This is a genomic window from Nitratireductor sp. CH_MIT9313-5 (assembly GCF_037029545.1).
Lineage (GTDB): Bacteria > Pseudomonadota > Alphaproteobacteria > Rhizobiales > Rhizobiaceae > Chelativorans.
On the sequence record NZ_JAYMER010000010.1, the window covers coordinates 398,981 to 414,626 of the forward strand.

Annotated in this window: 18 protein-coding genes and 1 other RNA gene; 10 read left to right on the plus strand and 9 right to left on the minus strand. The window is 60.4% G+C overall.

Annotated elements, in window-relative coordinates:
- Positions 1 to 30: 30 nt before the first annotated feature.
- Genes WA367_RS03150 through tsaD form a run of 6 tightly spaced genes read right to left on the minus strand, consistent with a single transcriptional unit; the run spans position 31 to position 3,951 of the window.
- The gene (locus WA367_RS03150) at positions 31 to 438 is read right to left on the minus strand and encodes a DUF1761 domain-containing protein (protein ID WP_336055335.1); all 408 of its coding nucleotides are present in this window, start codon (positions 436 to 438) and stop codon (positions 31 to 33) included.
- A gap of 54 nt (positions 439 to 492) precedes the next feature.
- Complete coding sequence (locus tag WA367_RS03155) at positions 493 to 1,149, minus strand: class I SAM-dependent methyltransferase (RefSeq protein ID WP_336055336.1); 657 nt, start codon at positions 1,147 to 1,149, stop codon at positions 493 to 495.
- A 4-nt stretch (positions 1,150 to 1,153) separates the two neighbouring features.
- The gene (locus tag WA367_RS03160) at positions 1,154 to 1,576 is read right to left on the minus strand and encodes an EVE domain-containing protein (protein ID WP_336055337.1); all 423 of its coding nucleotides are present in this window, start codon (positions 1,574 to 1,576) and stop codon (positions 1,154 to 1,156) included.
- Positions 1,577 to 1,873 (minus strand): YciI-like protein, encoded by a 297-nt coding sequence (locus WA367_RS03165; RefSeq protein ID WP_336055338.1) that lies wholly within the window; start codon positions 1,871 to 1,873, stop codon positions 1,577 to 1,579.
- 18 nt (positions 1,874 to 1,891) lie between these two features.
- Complete coding sequence (locus tag WA367_RS03170; protein ID WP_336055339.1) at positions 1,892 to 2,866, minus strand: NAD(P)H-dependent glycerol-3-phosphate dehydrogenase; 975 nt, start codon at positions 2,864 to 2,866, stop codon at positions 1,892 to 1,894.
- Complete coding sequence (gene tsaD, locus WA367_RS03175; RefSeq protein ID WP_336055514.1) at positions 2,863 to 3,951, minus strand: tRNA (adenosine(37)-N6)-threonylcarbamoyltransferase complex transferase subunit TsaD; 1,089 nt, start codon at positions 3,949 to 3,951, stop codon at positions 2,863 to 2,865. The genes WA367_RS03170 and tsaD overlap by 4 nt, the downstream gene beginning before the upstream one ends.
- A 98-nt stretch (positions 3,952 to 4,049) precedes the next feature.
- Here tsaD and hemC point away from each other — a divergent pair, with 98 nt between their 5' ends.
- From hemC to WA367_RS03205, 6 genes are all read left to right on the plus strand, one after another.
- On the plus strand, positions 4,050 to 4,979 hold the full coding sequence (gene hemC / locus WA367_RS03180) for a hydroxymethylbilane synthase (RefSeq protein WP_336055340.1): 930 nt from the start codon (positions 4,050 to 4,052) through the stop codon (positions 4,977 to 4,979).
- Positions 4,980 to 4,981: 2 nt separating this feature from the next.
- Positions 4,982 to 5,680 (plus strand): uroporphyrinogen-III synthase, encoded by a 699-nt coding sequence (locus WA367_RS03185; RefSeq protein ID WP_336055341.1) that lies wholly within the window; start codon positions 4,982 to 4,984, stop codon positions 5,678 to 5,680.
- A 99-nt stretch (positions 5,681 to 5,779) separates the two neighbouring features.
- Entirely contained in the window at positions 5,780 to 7,375 is a 1,596-nt protein-coding gene (locus WA367_RS03190) for a COG4223 family protein (RefSeq protein ID WP_336055342.1), read from the plus strand.
- A 10-nt stretch (positions 7,376 to 7,385) separates the two neighbouring features.
- Positions 7,386 to 9,140: a heme biosynthesis protein HemY gene (locus tag WA367_RS03195; RefSeq protein ID WP_336055343.1), complete on the plus strand. Its 1,755-nt coding sequence runs from the start codon at positions 7,386 to 7,388 to the stop codon at positions 9,138 to 9,140.
- A gap of 85 nt (positions 9,141 to 9,225) precedes the next feature.
- Complete coding sequence (locus tag WA367_RS03200) at positions 9,226 to 9,690, plus strand: tellurite resistance TerB family protein (protein WP_336055344.1); 465 nt, start codon at positions 9,226 to 9,228, stop codon at positions 9,688 to 9,690.
- Positions 9,691 to 9,715: 25 nt separating this feature from the next.
- Complete coding sequence (locus WA367_RS03205) at positions 9,716 to 10,483, plus strand: glutamine amidotransferase (RefSeq protein ID WP_336055345.1); 768 nt, start codon at positions 9,716 to 9,718, stop codon at positions 10,481 to 10,483.
- A 9-nt stretch (positions 10,484 to 10,492) separates the two neighbouring features.
- Here WA367_RS03205 and WA367_RS03210 read toward each other — a convergent pair whose 3' ends face one another.
- The 3 genes from WA367_RS03210 to WA367_RS03220 all read right to left on the minus strand — a co-directional run bounded on the left by WA367_RS03210 (position 10,493) and on the right by WA367_RS03220 (position 13,063).
- On the minus strand, positions 10,493 to 11,683 hold the full coding sequence (locus WA367_RS03210; protein WP_336055346.1) for a vWA domain-containing protein: 1,191 nt from the start codon (positions 11,681 to 11,683) through the stop codon (positions 10,493 to 10,495).
- Positions 11,684 to 11,692: 9 nt separating this feature from the next.
- Positions 11,693 to 12,139, minus strand: coding sequence for a GNAT family N-acetyltransferase (locus tag WA367_RS03215; protein ID WP_336055347.1), 447 nt, complete (start codon positions 12,137 to 12,139; stop codon positions 11,693 to 11,695).
- Positions 12,140 to 12,223: 84 nt separating this feature from the next.
- Positions 12,224 to 13,063 carry an AAA family ATPase gene (locus WA367_RS03220; RefSeq protein WP_336055348.1) on the minus strand — a complete coding sequence of 280 codons (840 nt, stop codon included), beginning with the start codon at positions 13,061 to 13,063 and terminating at the stop codon, positions 12,224 to 12,226.
- A 113-nt stretch (positions 13,064 to 13,176) separates the two neighbouring features.
- Here WA367_RS03220 and ssrS point away from each other — a divergent pair.
- The 4 genes from ssrS to WA367_RS03240 all read left to right on the plus strand — a co-directional run bounded on the left by ssrS (position 13,177) and on the right by WA367_RS03240 (position 15,643).
- Positions 13,177 to 13,332, plus strand: a non-coding RNA gene (gene ssrS / locus WA367_RS03225) — 6S RNA.
- Between the two features lie 55 nt (positions 13,333 to 13,387).
- Positions 13,388 to 13,978: a 5-formyltetrahydrofolate cyclo-ligase gene (locus tag WA367_RS03230; protein ID WP_336055349.1), complete on the plus strand. Its 591-nt coding sequence runs from the start codon at positions 13,388 to 13,390 to the stop codon at positions 13,976 to 13,978.
- Between the two features lie 9 nt (positions 13,979 to 13,987).
- Positions 13,988 to 14,812, plus strand: a complete 825-nt coding sequence (locus WA367_RS03235) for a TIGR00282 family metallophosphoesterase (protein WP_336055350.1) — start codon at positions 13,988 to 13,990, stop codon at positions 14,810 to 14,812.
- 66 nt (positions 14,813 to 14,878) lie between these two features.
- Complete coding sequence (locus WA367_RS03240; protein ID WP_336055351.1) at positions 14,879 to 15,643, plus strand: TerC family protein; 765 nt, start codon at positions 14,879 to 14,881, stop codon at positions 15,641 to 15,643.
- Positions 15,644 to 15,646: the final 3 nt, after the last annotated feature.

Sequence of the window (15,646 nt, forward strand, 5' to 3'; positions counted from 1 at the left end):
GCGAGGCGGCTTTGCGCCGCCTCTCAACCACTACACGCCAAACCAGCCGATGATCGCGCCCATTATCACGGCTACGCCCAGCCAATGAATGCCATCGATAATGGTCAGGTCCCACCCATAGCCTTGATAGCGTTGGTTGATGGCCGTCGTTGTCATCATGAAACCGGCCCAAACGAAAAGGCCGGAAATGATGCCGTTCATGATGGTCACCTGCCCGGTGCCCAGATGGCCGATCAGGCCTGCAAGCACCCATGCCATTATCAGCTCCCCGAGGATCGAGGTGATGAAGTGGACGGCTGTCATCTTGGCTTCACTCGGGTTGATGCGTGAAGCTTTCAGCCAGCGTTTCGAAACTGCGCCGTAATAGGCGCCACCGAAGAGAAAGGCTGCCGCTGTAGCGACAATGATGGCGATGTAATTCATTCCGCCGAAATCCATGGATAAAATCTCCCGTGCTCAAATAGAAGCTCAAGGATACCGCAAGCGCGGATTTCAGGCAAAGCGCCAGACGGTCGTGCGTTTGACTTCGGCATCTTCGAGAGCGCGTGTGACCGGCACCTGATACTCGGCAATGCGCTCAAGCCTGTCTGTGGGCAAATAGCTGCGGCCGGGGTCGCCCACGAGAACGGTCTTGCCCGTTTCCGCGAGTATCGAGAACCAGTTGCTCACGGCTGCCGACATTTCGCGATCGTAGAACACGTCGCCGGCCAAAATGACTTCCGCATCCGGCGTGGTCTTGATCAAATCTTCCGTCGTGGTCGTGAACGACACGCCATTGGCCGCGGCATTGAGCCGACAGGCGCAGAGCGTGAAGGGATCGGTGTCTGCGGCGTGAACGCTTGCTGCACCCGCCTTGCAGGCAGCGATTGCGACGAGACCGGAGCCGGTTGCGAAATCCAGGACCCTTCTGCCGCGCACAATCGCGGGATGGTCGAGAACATGGCGCGCCAGCCCCTGACCACCTGCCCAGGCAAAGGCCCAGAAGGGCGGGGGCAGACCTATTTCCTCAAGCTCTTCTTCAGTGCGCTGCCACAGATCATGGGCTTCATCGGCCAGGTGAAGGCAGATTTCGGGGACGTGCGGCGGCGCCAGAAGAGCCGTGTTTTCACGGATGAAATGTTCGGCTTCTTCCGGCGTCAGCCGCCGCATCTTGTCAATCCTGCTTCAGGCCGCCCATGTGGCAAATCTCGAACCATTCTTCCTCGCGCACCGGCTGGACCGAGAGACGGGAATTGTTGACGAGGATCATATCGGCGAGGATGGGGTTTTCCTTGATCTGCGCCAGCGTGACGGGTTCAGGCATATCCTGCACGGCCTTGATGTCCACGCATTCCCAGCGCGGATCATCCGTGGTGGAATCGGGGTGGACTTCCTTGCAGACCTCCACGATGCCGACTATGCGGGTTTCCTTCACCGAATGGTAGAAGAAGCCCAGATCGCCGAGCTTCATCTCCCGCATATTGTTGCGCGCCTGATAATTGCGCACGCCGTTCCATTCCTCGCCGGCCTCACCCTTGCGCTTCTGGTCCTCCCAGCCCCAGGTGTTGGGTTCGGACTTGAAAAGCCAATAGGCCATTTACGCCTGCTCCGGATTGTTGAAGACCCAATTCCACGGACGGATCTCCACACGCTCGAAGAGACCGGCCTTTGCATAAGGGTCACTGTCGGCGATGGCCTTCGCCTCTGCCTTGTCTGCAGCCACGATGGCTACCAGGCTGCCGCAGGGCTTGCTGTCCTCGTCGAGGAAAGGGCCTGCGAATTTCAGGGTGCCCTTGTCGTTGAGATCGTTGAGAAAGGCGACATGCTCGGGCCGCGTGTCCATGCGGGTTTGCAGATGCCCGGGCTTGTCCTTGCAAAGAATTGCGAAAATCATCGATGTTCGTCCCTTCGTTCAACCGGCTTCATTCTTCAATGGTCGCGACAGCAGCGCCTTCATCGCATTTTCCACGGTCACACGTCCCTCAATAAGATCGCTGACGCTCTGGATGATGGGGGCATCAAAGCCCTTTCTCTCGACAATACTTGCCGCGATACCAGCGCTGTGAACGCCTTCGGCGAGCGGTCGGCCGTCCAGATTTTCCCCACGCCCGAGCGCAAGCCCATAGGCAAAATTGCGTGACTGGGCGGATGAGCAGGTGAGGATCAGGTCTCCGAGCCCGGAGAGCCCCATCAGTGTTTCCTCGCGCGCGCCGAAGCTGCGGGCAATGCGGCGCAGTTCGACGAAGCCGCGCGTGATGATGGCGGCCACTGCACTTGCACCCAGCCCGGCACCTTGTGTTGCACCCGCTGCAATCGCCAGCACATTCTTCAAAGCGCCACCGAGCTCGACACCGGTCAGGTCATCCGTGGCGTAGCAGCGCAGATGCGGACCGGAAAGTTTTTGAGCCAGGTCCCGCGCAAGCGCCTCGTCCACGGCGGCGACAGTGACGGCGGTCGGCAGACCCTTGGCGACATCTGTCGCAAAGCTTGGTCCGGACAAGGCGCCTATCGGGTTATATGGCAGAACCTCTCTTGCAAGCTGCGACATGAGCTTGCCGCTTTCGCGCTCGATGCCCTTGGCGCACAGCACGATTGGAATGTCGAGGCTCAAATGCGGTTTGGCGTTGGACAAAACGCTGCGCAGGGTCTGCGCAGGCGTGACGGCGAGAACGAGCTCTGCCTGCTCCAGAGTCGCTTCCATTTCTGCAGAAGCCGTCAAACCATCATCCAAGGCGATATCAGGCAGATAGCGGCTGTTGGAGCCGCTCATGATCTGTTCGGCAAGGCCCGGGTCTCTGGCCCATAGATGGGGCTTGTGGCCGGCTCGCAGGGCGTTCAGAGCAAGGGCCGTGCCCCATGCACCAGCTCCCAGAACAGCAATCTTCATGCCTTGGCTCCGCGTTTGCCCGCGCCGAAGACGGGTGTGGAAGTTTCATCCAGCGGCCAACGGGGACGCGGCCGAAAACTCATCGGTGCTTCTTCTGCCAGACCCGCTTCCAATCGTTCAAGCCCGGCCCAGGCGATCATGGCGGCATTGTCGCCGCACAGCTGCAATGGCGGGGCAACGAGTTCGAAGCCTGCTTCATGTGCCGAGTTTTCGAGTGCCGCGCGGATTGTGAGATTCGCAGCCACACCCCCCGCAACCACCAGCGTGGGAGCAGGCAAGTCAGGATGTTCCTCGCGAAAACGCGTCAGGCTACGGGCGACGCGATCGATAAGGCTCTCCGTTACGGCAGCCTGGAAGGATGCGCAGATGTCACTCACATCCTGCCGCGACAATGGAGCCAGTTCCGTCGCTGTGCGCCGTACCGCTGTCTTGAGGCCGGAGAAGGAAAAGTCAGGCCGGGCTTCGCCCTTCAGCGGGCGTGGGAATGAGAAACGTTTGGGATCGCCGGTCTTGGCCGCCTTCTCCACATTCGGACCGCCGGGATAGGGCAGGCTCAACAGCTTGGCGGTCTTGTCAAATGCTTCGCCGAGCGCATCGTCGATTGTCGTCGCCCAACGCCGATAGTCACCGACGCCACGCACTTCAACGATCTGGCTGTGGCCGCCGGAGACGAGCAGCAGGAGATAGGGAAAGGCGACTTGATCGGTCAGACGCGGTGTCAGCGCATGACCTTCCAGGTGGTTGATCGGAATCAGGGGCTTTCCAAGGGCTGCGGCAAATGCCTTGGCCGTGGTGAGGCCGACGATCAGTCCTCCGATCAATCCCGGTCCGGCCGTTGCTGCAATGGCATCCACATCAGCGGGCTTCATGCTGGCTTCCTCGAGAGCGGCCTTGATGACCCCATCGAGCGCCGTCACATGGGCGCGGGCAGCAATCTCGGGCACGACCCCGCCGAATGCGACATGCTCCTCGATCTGGCTCAGCACGATATTGGAGATGATCTGAGGCTTGCCGGACGCGTCGCGGGTGACGACGCTTGCCGCCGTTTCGTCACAACTCGTCTCGATGCCCAGCACCCGCGTCATGTCGTCCCTGTTCACCTTTGTTGCCCAATGCGCCTTTGACCTTTAGGGAAGGGGCGTTGGCTTGATTGAGAAGAGCCGGTTAGCACGGACGTGACGGCATGCAAACTGATGTGGTGAGAATCGGAACGCGCGGCAGCCAGTTGGCGCTGGCGCAGGCGGCAGAAACGCGCGCCAGGCTGATGGCTGCGCATGACATGCCTGAAGAGGCATTCGAGATTGTCGTCATCCGCACCTCCGGCGACCGCATTCAGGACCGCCCCTTGTCGGAAGCAGGCGGAAAGGGCCTTTTCACCAAGGAAATCGAGGAAGCCCTGTTCGATGGGCGCATCGATCTGGCGGTTCATTCTTCCAAGGATATGCCGACGGTTTTGCCGGACGGGCTGGAGATTTCCGCCTTTCTCGAACGCGAGGATGTGCGGGATGTCTTTATCGGCCGCAGCGTGAAGCGAATACAGGACCTGCCGCAAGGGGCGAAATTGGGTACTTCCTCGCTGCGCCGGCAGGCGCTGGTATTGCGCATGCGCCCCGATCTGGAAGTGGGCATGTTTCGCGGCAACGTGCAGACGCGGCTTCGCAAGCTGGAAGACGGTGTCGCCGAAGGCACGCTTCTCGCTCTTTCCGGGCTGAAGCGGCTGAAGATGGAGCATGTCGCGACCCAGATCATGGACGCGCAGGCATTCCCCCCCGCACTCGGTCAGGGTGCAATCTGCATCGAGAGCCGAATCGGTGACGAGCGGATCAAGGCGCTGCTTGCGCCTATTCATCACGAACCGACTGGTACAAAGCTCGCCTGCGAGCGCGCATTTCTCGCCACACTTGATGGCTCCTGCCGCACGCCGATTGCCGGCGAGGCGAAGCTTGAGGACGGCAGATTGAGCTTCTACGGAATGATCCTGACACCGGATGGCCGCGAAGTGCATGAGGTCACGGGTGAAGGTGCGGCTGAAGATGCGATTGAGATCGGCCGTGATGCCGGAGCGCGGATACGTGACATGGCAGGGCCAAGCTTCTTTAGTGACTGGGTGTGAAGTTGAGGGTTCTCATCACGCGTCCGCAACCGGGTGCCGATGAGACGGCGGCGCGTGTTCGTGCCCTGGGGCTGACGCCAGTGGTAGTGCCGCTGACGCAGACCGTGCCAGTCGATCCGCGTAAACCTTCAGAACTCGACGCAGTCTCGCTGGTGGCGATCACCAGCCCGAATGCGGTGCGGCATGCACCGGGCGACTTGTTGCAGGCGCTGCACACGCGGCCCGCATTTGCCGTGGGATCGAAGAGCGGCGAGGTTGCGCAAGCTGCCGGTTTGCGGGTCAGCGCGTCGGATGCGGGTGATGCCGAACATCTTGCGGAACAGTTGATTGATGCAAGCAGGCCCGGAGATTTGATCGCCATTCTGTGCGGGCGGGTGCGGCGAGCATTGATAGAGCAGCGCCTGCAGACTGCGGGTCGTTCAGTCGTGGTGCTGGAGACTTATGACACACGCGCGCTGGCGGTCGATGCGGCAGCCGTATCACGCGTTGATGTCGTGTTGCTCTATTCCGCTTTTGCCGCCGATGTCTACATGCGTGCGGCAGGGAACCGCGGGCCTGAAGCTCCGTTGAATGAAACAAGGTTTGTCTGCATCTCGCCACGGGTGGCTAAAAGGCTGGACGATGTGCTGGCGGCGAACATCTGCATTGCCACCCAGCCGGATGAGGAAGGCATGATGGGGCAGTTAGCTTTGTTGCGCTAAATCGTCTGTCAGGCCCTTCCTTCATCCCGGTGGTGTGATAGTTACCTTGTATTGCGCTGCACAAGCGCTCCAGTTCGTATATTCCAGCGGAGCTGCCCTATGGTCAAAACCCCCAGGACCCGCCACTCGAAGACCAGCCGCGAGCCGGTGACCATCGATCTTGAGGCAGACAAGGTGAAGTCCGCTGACAACCCTGCCGCCAATCCGAAGGGTGCAGCGTCGTCCGAAGCGGCCAAGCCGACCGCACCCGCCAAGGGCGACGAGCCGGTGAAGCCGCAAGCTTCTTCCGGGGCTACAGGAGCAAAGACCTCTGAAAATCTGAGCGGTGAAAAGAAGCCGACCGACAAGCCCGGTACTTCCGGTGAGAAAAAGGCCAGCGACACAAAGCCCGCTGCCTCATCCACTGACAGAAAAGATGAGCCCGCCAAGAGTGCTGCCGCTTCGGGTGTGGCTGCGGGGGCTGCGGCATCCGGTTCCTCGACCGGGGCAACGTCAAAAAGTGCTCCAGCCGCGGCCGCCAAGACGGGTGGCACGGGGCGCAGCCTGCTGGCAGGTGTCGCAGGCGGCGTGATAGCACTGGCATTGGGTGCCGGTGCTCAAGTTTCGGGCTATTTGCCTGTACTTTCCACACAGGATGCGGCGCAGGAGCAGACCTCCGATCCCGCCGAGATCGAGGGACTGCGCGAGCAATTGTCGGCGCTTTCTTCTGAAGTCGAACAGCTTCGCACGCAGACTGCCGAGGCCGCAGAGGCTTCCTCGGGCGCGAGTAGCGGCGTTGAGGCGGAAGAGGTGGAAGCCCTGAAGAGCCGTATCGAGGCTGTGGAGCAGGCGGTTGCCAATCTCCAGGAGGCGGTGTCTTCCGGTGAAGCGGGCGAGAACGCGGGGCTGGAAGCGCTGCAGGCACGGGTTCAGGAGCTTGAGACCGCGGCATCGTCTCCGGCCGGAAGCGGTGCGGGAGAGGCCGATCCGGCCATCCAGGAGGCACTGAGTGCCCTAGAGGAGCGTGTTTCCGCATTGCCTGAAAATGCTGTTTCCGCCGATCAGGTCGAAGCACTTCAGCAGGAATTGGCTGCATTGCGTGAGGCTGCAAATGCCGCACAGCAGGCTGCTTCAGGCAACAGCGAGCAGCTGCAGAGTGTCGCAGGGCGGCTGGACGAACTGGCCCAGCAGGTGGAAGCAGAGGATGAAGGTCCGAAGCTTGCGCTGGTCGTTGCTGCCTCAGCGCTGAAGTCGGCGGTGGAGCGTGGCACTCCCTTCGCCAGCGAGCTTGAGACATTCACGGCCATCGCCCCGGACGCGCCGGGCCTGGAGCCGCTTCAACCTTATGCCGAGCAGGGTATACCCACCCGCGAAGAACTGGCCGAGGCAGCTCCGCTGGTTGCTACCCGGCTTGCCGCCCTTGAAAATGCAGCACCACCCGATGCGGGTATCGTGGACCGGCTGATGTCGTCGGCGAAGTCGGTTGTCAGTGTCCGCCCCGTCGGCGAGGTCGAGGGCGAAAGCATTTCCGCGATTGCAGCACGCATGGAGGCTGCCGTGCTGGCCGGCAATTACGAGAAGGCGCTGGCCGAGTATGAAAGCCTGCCGCCGGAAGGCAAGGAAAGGGCATCCGCCTTCGCCGAAAAGCTTCGGGCGCGCCAGGCGGCTGATGAAATTCTCGAAGATGCGCTCTCAAGCGCGCTGAAGCCGGCTTGAGGGGCTGCTGATGTTCAGAATCCTGTTCTATTTTCTGCTGATCTTTGCGCTTGGTCTGGGCTTTGCCTGGCTGGCGGAACGCCCGGGTGATCTGGTGGTCACCTTCGGGGGCTATCGCTACGAAGTCACGCTGATGGTGGCAGCAGTCCTGCTTGTGGGCGTGGTTGCTGCCGTGATGATCACCTGGTGGCTGCTGAAAAGCATCTGGTACAGCCCGAAGACCGTGGCGCGCCATTTTCGGGTGCGGCGCCGGGATCGGGGATATCAGGCGCTTTCGACGGGGCTGATTGCAGCAGGAGCCGGTGACGGTGGCGTCGCGCGTCGCATGGGGGCGCAGGCATCGAAGCTGATTTCGTCGGATCAGGAGCCTCTCATCCATCTTCTGGATGCGCAGGCGGCGATGCTGGAAGGTGATCACGAGACGGCGCGCAAGAAGTTTGCCGCAATGGCAGAAGATCCCGAGACACGGCTTCTTGGCCTGCGCGGCCTGTATCTGGAAGCCGAACGGCTGGGCGAGCGTGAAGCTGCGGAGCACTATGCTGGCGAGGCTGCCAAGCAGGCACCGCAGCTTGGCTGGGCTTCCAACGCAGCACTGGCTATCCGAGCCCGCGAAGGAGAGTGGGACAGCGCGCTTTCACTTGTGGATGCGCAGAAGAGCGCCAAGCATCAGGACAAGGACGCGATCAAACGCCGTCGCGCGGTTCTCCTGACCGCGAAAGCCATGGAAGTGCTGGACAGCGATCCCACAACTGCGCGCAGTGCCGCGCTTGAGGCACACAAGCTGCAGCCGGAATTCGTGCCGGCAGCCGTGACGGCCGCGAAGGCGCTGTTCCGCAATAACGAGCTGCGCAAGGCCGCGAAGGTTCTGGAATCGACCTGGAAGAAGGAGCCGCATCCGGAGTTGGCTGATGCCTATCTTCATGCACGCCCCGGCGATTCCACCCATGACCGTCTGGATCGTGCACGGAAATTGCGCGGCTTGAAGCCGAACAATGTGGAATCCGAGCTGGCCGTGGCGCGAGCAGCGCTTGAGGCGGGAGAGTATTCCGAAGCGCGCAAGGCAGCGGAAGCTGCGATACGCATTGCACCGCGCGAAAGCGCCTTCCTGATCCTTGCTGATATAGAAGAGGCTGAGACCGGCGAGCAGGGACGTGTGCGCCATTGGCTCCAGAAGGCGCTGCGTGCGCCGCGCGATCCGGCATGGATCGCCGATGGTCAGGTTTCGGAGCGCTGGGCGCCCGTCTCACCGTCGGGTCGGTTCGATGCCTATGAATGGCGCGTTCCTGTGGAGCGGCTGGCGCCGGTTCTCGATGCCAATGATGCGCTGGAGCCACTGCCTGCCATAAGTGCACCCCCCGCGGGAGCCTCTTCTGCAGGCAAATCCGATGAGCCTGAGATCGTTGTCGAGGAAGGCCTGACCGAGGTGAAGCCGCCAGTTGCCGACAAGACCAAGCAGGATGAAGCGGCTACCACGTCGGTCAAGGGCGACATGGTCCAGGCAGATGAGGTTCAGGAGAAGCCAAAGGCCCAGCCGAAAGCGGAAGCTGCCGCGGCTGCGCCCGTGACTGACGTTAAGCCCGAACCGGTTGCCGATACGGCGGCGGAAAAGCCAAAACCAGTGGCGGACACGACAGTACCGGCAACTGCCCATCGCAAGCGGCTTGCCGAAGAAGACAAGGTGAAGCGGCCGCCCATTCCCGATGATCCGGGTGTCGATCCCGACGACGACGATACAAAAACCCAGCAGGGCTTCAGACTCTTCTGAGACTGTTGCCTGGGAACTACATAATGCTGCGTCCATTTCGCTTATTGATGGCGGGACGGACGCAGCAAATTTTTTCCGAGGCTTCATGTTCGAGCGCATTTTACAGTTTCTGAAAGAACTGCCCGGCCATGAGGCCAGCGGAAGCCACCTGGATGCGGAAGATCCGCGTGTGGCAGCAGCAGCAATCCTGATCCACGTGATGGAAGCGGATGGGGTCAACACGCCGCAGGAACAGGCGCGTCTGAGAGAAACGCTTGCGCGCACCTACGGGCTGCATGGCGATGAACTCGCCGAGTTGATCAAGGCGGCGGATGAGGCGGAGAAGGATTCGGTCGATCTCTATGGCTTTACCAGCGTGCTCAAGCGGCATCTGGGTGAAGAGGCACGCTCGCAGTTCATCAGGTTGATGTGGGAAATCGTCCTTGCCGATGGTGAAGTGCACGAGCTTGAGGATAATCTCGTGTGGCGGGTGGCCGAGCTGATCGGCGTCGATTCTCGCACGAGGGTGGTCATGCGACAGAAGGTGCAGGAAAGCGCCTCGAAGAACTAGAACCGCGAAGAATGGGCGTTGGGGAATGAGCAACAAGATCCTGGTCGTGCTGCATCAGGAGCTATCAAGTGCGGGTCGGGTTGGGCAGCTTCTCGAAGCATCGGGCTTCACGCTGGATATCCGTCGGCCTCCGCTTGGCGACGCCCTGCCTGAATCGCTCGAAGAACATGCAGGGGCCGTCGTGTTCGGCGGTCCCATGAGTGCCAATGACCGCGACGAATTCGTCAAGCGTGAAACCGACTGGCTGGAAGTCCCGCTGAAGGAGAACAAGCCGTTTTTGGGTATCTGCCTTGGTGCGCAGATGCTTGTGAAACATCTTGGCGGTCAGGTGAAGAGCCATGATGACGGACTTGTGGAGATCGGCTGGTATCCGCTGCGAGCCACCGAGGCCGGCCGCAAGCTCATGCATTGGCCGGAAATGGTCTACCAGTTTCACCGCGAGGGCTTTTCGTTGCCCAAGGATGCAACGCTACTGGCGACCGCCGACCATTATCCCAATCAGGCCTTCCGCTATGGCGAGAATGCCTGGGGCGTGCAGTTTCATGCGGAGCTGACGCGGGTGATGATGCAGCGTTGGGTGGTGCGCGGTGCGCATCGCTTCGTGTTGCCCGGCGCGCAGCCTGGGCGCGATCATCTGGGCGGGCGGATGATCTGGGACACCCATCTCAAGCAGTGGCTGGTTGAATTCCTGCAGATCATTTTTGGTGGCACGGGTGTCATGGCTCCCGATGGGCGGGACCCTGCCATGAAGCCGTTGCATCACGCGAAGGTCGGGCGTCGCGGCATAGCCTGAATTTGGTGATCAGTGCGTGCGGGAGAGTTCGCGCGTGGCCTGTTCAAGCCCCTGAAGCGTGAGTGGATACATCCGGTCGGAGAAGATCTCCCGGATCATCTGGATGGAATGCGTATAGCTCCAGTGCTGTTCGCGCACCGGGTTCAGCCAAACCGCATTGGGCCAATGCTCGAGAGCCCGCTGCAGCCACACGGCGCCAGCTTCCGCGTTCCAGTGCTCAACAGCACCGCCGGGATAAGCGATTTCGTAGGGCGACATTGAAGCATCGCCGACGAAGATCACCTTGTAGTCCGAACCATATTTGTGCAGCACGTCGAAGGTCGGGATCACGTCTGCATGACGTCGCGCATTATCCTTCCACACACCTTCATAGAGGCAGTTGTGGAAGTAGAAATATTCCATATGGCGGAACTCGCTGCGCACCGCTGAAAACAGTTCCTCGACTATGCGGATGTGATCATCCATCGATCCACCGACATCAAAGAACATCAGAAGCTTGACCGCATTGCGCCGCTCCGGCCTTGTCTTGACGTCCAGATAGCCGTGCTCGGCAGTTGAGCGGATGGTTTCGGGAAGATCGAATTCTTCCTGCACCCCTTCGCGCACCCAGCGACGCAGGCGCTTGAGAGCCACCTTGATGTTGCGCGTGCCGATCTCGATGGAGTCGTCGAAATTGCGAAACTCGCGCTTGTCCCACACCTTCACCGCGCGCCGATGGCGCGACTCGTGCTGCCCGATGCGTACACCTTCGGGATTGTAGCCATAGGCACCGAAGGGCGAGGTGCCGCCGGTGCCGATCCACTTGTTGCCACCCTGGTGCCGGCCCTGTTGTTCTTCCAGACGCTTTTTCAGCGTTTCCATCAGCTTGTCGAAACCGCCGAGGCTTTCGACAAGCTTCTTTTCCTCTTCGCTCAGATGCTTTTCGGCAAGGCGGCGCAGCCATTCCTCGGGCAGGTCGCGCGCATCCACCGCAGCCTCGCCGGACACCGCCTCCACGCCGCGGAAGCAGTGGGCGAAGACCTGGTCGAAGCGGTCGATGTGCCGCTCATCCTTCACCAGCGTGGTGCGTGCCAGATAGTAGAAGGCCTCGACATCATAGGTGGCAATATCCGCGTCCATCCCTTCAAGCAGCGTGAGATATTCCCTAAGCGAAACGGGAACACGCGCGGCTTTCAGCTGAAGGAAGAAGGGGATGAACATGGATGCGTGTCAGCCTCGCTGATACTTGATGAATGGCGTCAGTTTCGCGATGCGATCATAAAGCTTGCGGGCGGTTTCGTTGAAGTCCTGTGTCATCCAATAGACAGCAGCCGCGCCAACTTCGTCCGCCTTGGCGTAGACGGCTTCGATCAGTGCGCGGCCCACGCCCTTGCCGCGAGCTTCCGGGTCGGCATAGAGGTCCTGCAGATAGCAGTTGTTGGCGACGGCCCAGCAAGTGCGGTGATAGATATAGTGGGTGAGACCAACCGGATTGCCATCCATCTCCGCGATCAGGCAGTTCGGCTCGAACTCGCCATCGCAGAACAGGCGCTCGAAGGTGCTTGCATAGACTTCCTCGGGCACGCTCGTCTTGTAGAATTCCAGATATTTCGTCCACATGCGGCGCCACTCAGCCTCGTCACCGCGGGTGATCGGGCGGATGGTGATGTTGGTCATGTCGTTCCCCCTGTTTTGGAACGAAGGATCGTGGCAGCAGCCATGGACCAGTGGAATGGGCCAGCGTGCAGGTATCCCTTGCTTCTATCCCTGCCGGCGCGCCATGAAGGCGAGGCGTTCGAAGAGGTGGACGTCCTGTTCGTTCTTCAGGAGCGCGCCGTGCAGCTTTGGCAGCGCGTTCTTCGCGTCGCCACGCAGGTCCTCGGGGGCAACATCATCGGCGACCAGCAGGCGGATCCAGTCGAGCGCTTCGGACGTGGACGGCTTTTTCTTGAGGCCCGGCACTTCGCGGATCTCGTAGAACTGCTTCAGCGCTTCGGAAACGAGGCGCTGCTTGATCCCGGGATAATGCACTTCAACGATGCGTGCGAGGGTGTCGGGCTCGGGGAAGCGGATATAGTGGAAGAAACAGCGGCGCAGAAAGGCGTCGGGCAGTTCCTTCTCGTTGTTGGAGGTGATGATGACGATGGGGCGCTGTCTTGCCTTCACCGTCTCGCCGGTCTCGTAGACATGGAACTCCATCTTGTCGAGTTCCTGCAGCAGGTCGTTGGGGAATTCGATATCCGCCTTGTCGATCTCATCGATCAGGAGAACAGTCTTCTTCTGGGCGGCAAAAGCCTCCCACAGCTTGCCGCGGCGGATATAGTTGTTGATGTCGTTGAAGCGGTCGTCGCCGAGCTGGCTGTCGCGCAGGCGCGAGACGGCATCATATTCGTAAAGACCCTGCTGCGCGCGGGTGGTTGATTTGACGTGCCACTGGATGAGATCAAGGCCCAGTGCGTCGGCAACCTGGATCGCCAGTTCCGTTTTGCCGGTGCCCGGCTCGCCCTTGACCAGAAGCGGACGTTCCAGCGCAATGGCCGCATTGACCGCGACCATGAGGTCCTTGTCAGCGATGTAGGAACCGGTGCCTTCGAACCGCATGGGGCAAGCCTCCTGAAGGATTGTTACGTGCGGCGGAAACTATTGACCGGAAATCCTTCATGCAAGGCTTCAAGCCACTGGCGAAAGGGGTGTGCGCAGACTATATCTGGCATTGCGATCTGCGCTTCCCGACAGGATATCATTTCCCCGGGGCCTTAATGATCCTGAAGGGAGCTGTCCCTGACCTTGCCCGTGGGCTTGGTTACACGGCGCCCACCTACTTTGTAGGTTCCCGGGATCGACAATCCATCGGTCGCCGTGGATCGCATCCTTGCCTCTCTTCTTCGCTTTCATCATGAGGCTGCGCTGGTTTAGTGTCCACGCATGACGACACTGACCAAATCCGACATGAAAAAGAAGCTGCGGCTGGACGCGCTGGCGCGCCGCGATGCTTTGTCTGCCGACTACCGGCTCGAAGCTGCTCTATCTCTGGCGGATCGTGTCGAGGAGATAAGTTCCGCAAAGTATGGCGTGGCAGCGGGTTTCTGGCCCATTCGCTCGGAAATGGACGTGCGCCCCCTTATGGGAGCCCTGCGTGACAGGGGTGCCCGCCTGGCGATTCCGGCGATACTGGATGCGCGAACAATCGTCTTTCGCGAGCTTGTTCGGGGTGCTGAACTCGTGAATATGGGGTTCGGGACGATGGGGCCGAATGCAGAGGCGCAGGTGCTCCTACCTGACCTCATCCTGGTGCCGCTTGCCGCTTTCGATGCGCGGGGTCACCGCATTGGCTATGGTGGTGGTTTCTACGACCGCGTGCTTGCGCGCATGGCTGCACATGGTCACACGCCGAAGCTTGTGGGTATTGCCTTTGACTGCCAGGAGGTGGACGAGGTGCCCCACGAGCCGCATGACGTGGTCATTCCGGAAATCATGACGGAAAGCGGCTTGCGCCGCTTCGCGCCTGACCTGTAGAAGCCTTTCATGCGATTTCTATTTCTTGGCGATATGGTCGGCCGTGCCGGCCGCAATGCGGTCTTCGAGAGGCTTCCGGGCCTCATCTCGGACTTCAATCTCGATTTCGTGGTGGTGAATGGCGAAAACGCGGCTGGCGGTTTCGGCATCACCGAGGAAATCTTCAATAACACGCTCAATGCCGGCGCTGACGTGGTGACTACGGGCAACCACGTCTGGGACCAGCGCGAAGCACTGACATTCGCGCCGCGCGAGGAACGCTTTCTGCGGCCCGCCAATTTTCCCAAGGGAACGCCGGGGCACGGGTCCGGCGTGTTCATGGCCAAAAACGGCGCGCGCGTTTTGGTGGCCAACATCATGGGTCGCGTCTTCATGCATCCAGAGCTTGATGATCCGTTCTCCAGTGCGGAAGAAATCCTCTCGGCCTGTCCGCTGGGTGATCAGGTGGATGCGGCAATCATCGATTTCCACGCCGAGGCCACCTCGGAGAAAATGTGCATGGGGCATTTTCTTGATGGTCGCGCCAGCGTCGTTGTGGGCACGCATACGCATCAACCCACGGCAGACCATCAGATCCTGAACAATGGCACCGCCTATCTGACCGATGCCGGCATGTGTGGCGATTACGACTCGTCCCTTGGCATGGAGAAGGAGGAGCCATTGCACCGGTTCCTCTTCAAGGTGCCCAAGGGGCGGTTCGAGGCTGCGACGGGTCCGGCAACGATCTGCGGACTTGCCGTGGAGATTTCCGACCGCACGGGATTGGCCGAGAAAGTCGCGCCGCTGCGGCTTGGCGCGCGGCTTGAGGAAACAATACCCGCCTTCTGGCGTTGACCGCCAGCTACTGCCACCACATAACTATCGCCATAGTTGAGCGGATTTTGAGAGGGATCACTGATCATGGAATGGCTTGCCGGGCATTTTGAGTTCGTTTCCAATCCAGAGGCCTGGGTGGCGCTCTTCACGCTCGTCGTGCTTGAGATCGTGCTCGGCATCGACAATCTGATCTTCATCTCGATCCTCACGAACAAGCTGCCGAAAGAGCAACAGAAGAATGCCCGTCGGCTTGGCATCGGCGCCGCGCTTATTCTTCGGCTTGCGCTTCTGGGCACGATCTCCATCATCGTCCAGCTTACCGATCCGCTTTTCGAGGCTTTCGGTCACGGCTTCTCCTGGCGCGATCTCATCCTGATTGCCGGTGGTCTCTTCCTTGTCTGGAAGGCGACAAAGGAAATCCATCACTCGGTGGATCCCGTCGATCACAAGGATACGATGATGGGCAAGGTGAACATGACGCTGGGTGCGGCGATCTTCCAGATCCTGCTGCTCGACCTCGTCTTCTCCATCGATTCCATCATCACTGCCGTTGGCATGACGGACGAGATCGCGATTATGTTCATCGCCGTCATTTCGGCAGTCACTGTCATGCTGCTGGCCGCTGAACCCCTGTCACGCTTCATCGACAAGAACCCGACCGTGGTCATGCTGGCTCTCGGCTTCCTTCTCATGATCGGCATGACGCTGATTGCCGATGGCTTCGGCTTCCATGTGCCGAAGGGCTACATCTATGCAGCCATGGGCTTCTCGGCTCTTGTCGAAAGCCTCAACATGCTGGCGCGGCGCAAGCGCGAGAAGGATGCGGCCAACAAGTCCACGCTGCACTAGCGC

Bases quoted from the DNA above. Each gene is read 5' to 3' on its own strand.
- WA367_RS03150 (WP_336055335.1), bottom strand. From the start codon at position 438: ATGGATTTCGGCGGAATGAATTACATCGCCATCATTGTCGCTACAGCG.
- WA367_RS03155 (WP_336055336.1), bottom strand. From the start codon at position 1,149: ATGCGGCGGCTGACGCCGGAAGAAGCCGAACATTTCATCCGTGAAAAC.
- WA367_RS03160 (WP_336055337.1), bottom strand. From the start codon at position 1,576: ATGGCCTATTGGCTTTTCAAGTCCGAACCCAACACCTGGGGCTGGGAG.
- WA367_RS03165 (WP_336055338.1), bottom strand. From the start codon at position 1,873: ATGATTTTCGCAATTCTTTGCAAGGACAAGCCCGGGCATCTGCAAACC.
- WA367_RS03170 (WP_336055339.1), bottom strand. From the start codon at position 2,866: ATGAAGATTGCTGTTCTGGGAGCTGGTGCATGGGGCACGGCCCTTGCT.
- tsaD (WP_336055514.1), bottom strand. From the start codon at position 3,951: ATGACGCGGGTGCTGGGCATCGAGACGAGTTGTGACGAAACGGCGGCA.
- hemC (WP_336055340.1), top strand. From the start codon at position 4,050: ATGCAAACTGATGTGGTGAGAATCGGAACGCGCGGCAGCCAGTTGGCG.
- WA367_RS03190 (WP_336055342.1), top strand. From the start codon at position 5,780: ATGGTCAAAACCCCCAGGACCCGCCACTCGAAGACCAGCCGCGAGCCG.
- WA367_RS03195 (WP_336055343.1), top strand. From the start codon at position 7,386: ATGTTCAGAATCCTGTTCTATTTTCTGCTGATCTTTGCGCTTGGTCTG.
- WA367_RS03200 (WP_336055344.1), top strand. From the start codon at position 9,226: ATGTTCGAGCGCATTTTACAGTTTCTGAAAGAACTGCCCGGCCATGAG.
- WA367_RS03205 (WP_336055345.1), top strand. From the start codon at position 9,716: ATGAGCAACAAGATCCTGGTCGTGCTGCATCAGGAGCTATCAAGTGCG.
- WA367_RS03210 (WP_336055346.1), bottom strand. From the start codon at position 11,683: ATGTTCATCCCCTTCTTCCTTCAGCTGAAAGCCGCGCGTGTTCCCGTT.
- WA367_RS03215 (WP_336055347.1), bottom strand. From the start codon at position 12,139: ATGACCAACATCACCATCCGCCCGATCACCCGCGGTGACGAGGCTGAG.
- WA367_RS03220 (WP_336055348.1), bottom strand. From the start codon at position 13,063: ATGCGGTTCGAAGGCACCGGTTCCTACATCGCTGACAAGGACCTCATG.
- WA367_RS03230 (WP_336055349.1), top strand. From the start codon at position 13,388: ATGACGACACTGACCAAATCCGACATGAAAAAGAAGCTGCGGCTGGAC.
- WA367_RS03235 (WP_336055350.1), top strand. From the start codon at position 13,988: ATGCGATTTCTATTTCTTGGCGATATGGTCGGCCGTGCCGGCCGCAAT.
- WA367_RS03240 (WP_336055351.1), top strand. From the start codon at position 14,879: ATGGAATGGCTTGCCGGGCATTTTGAGTTCGTTTCCAATCCAGAGGCC.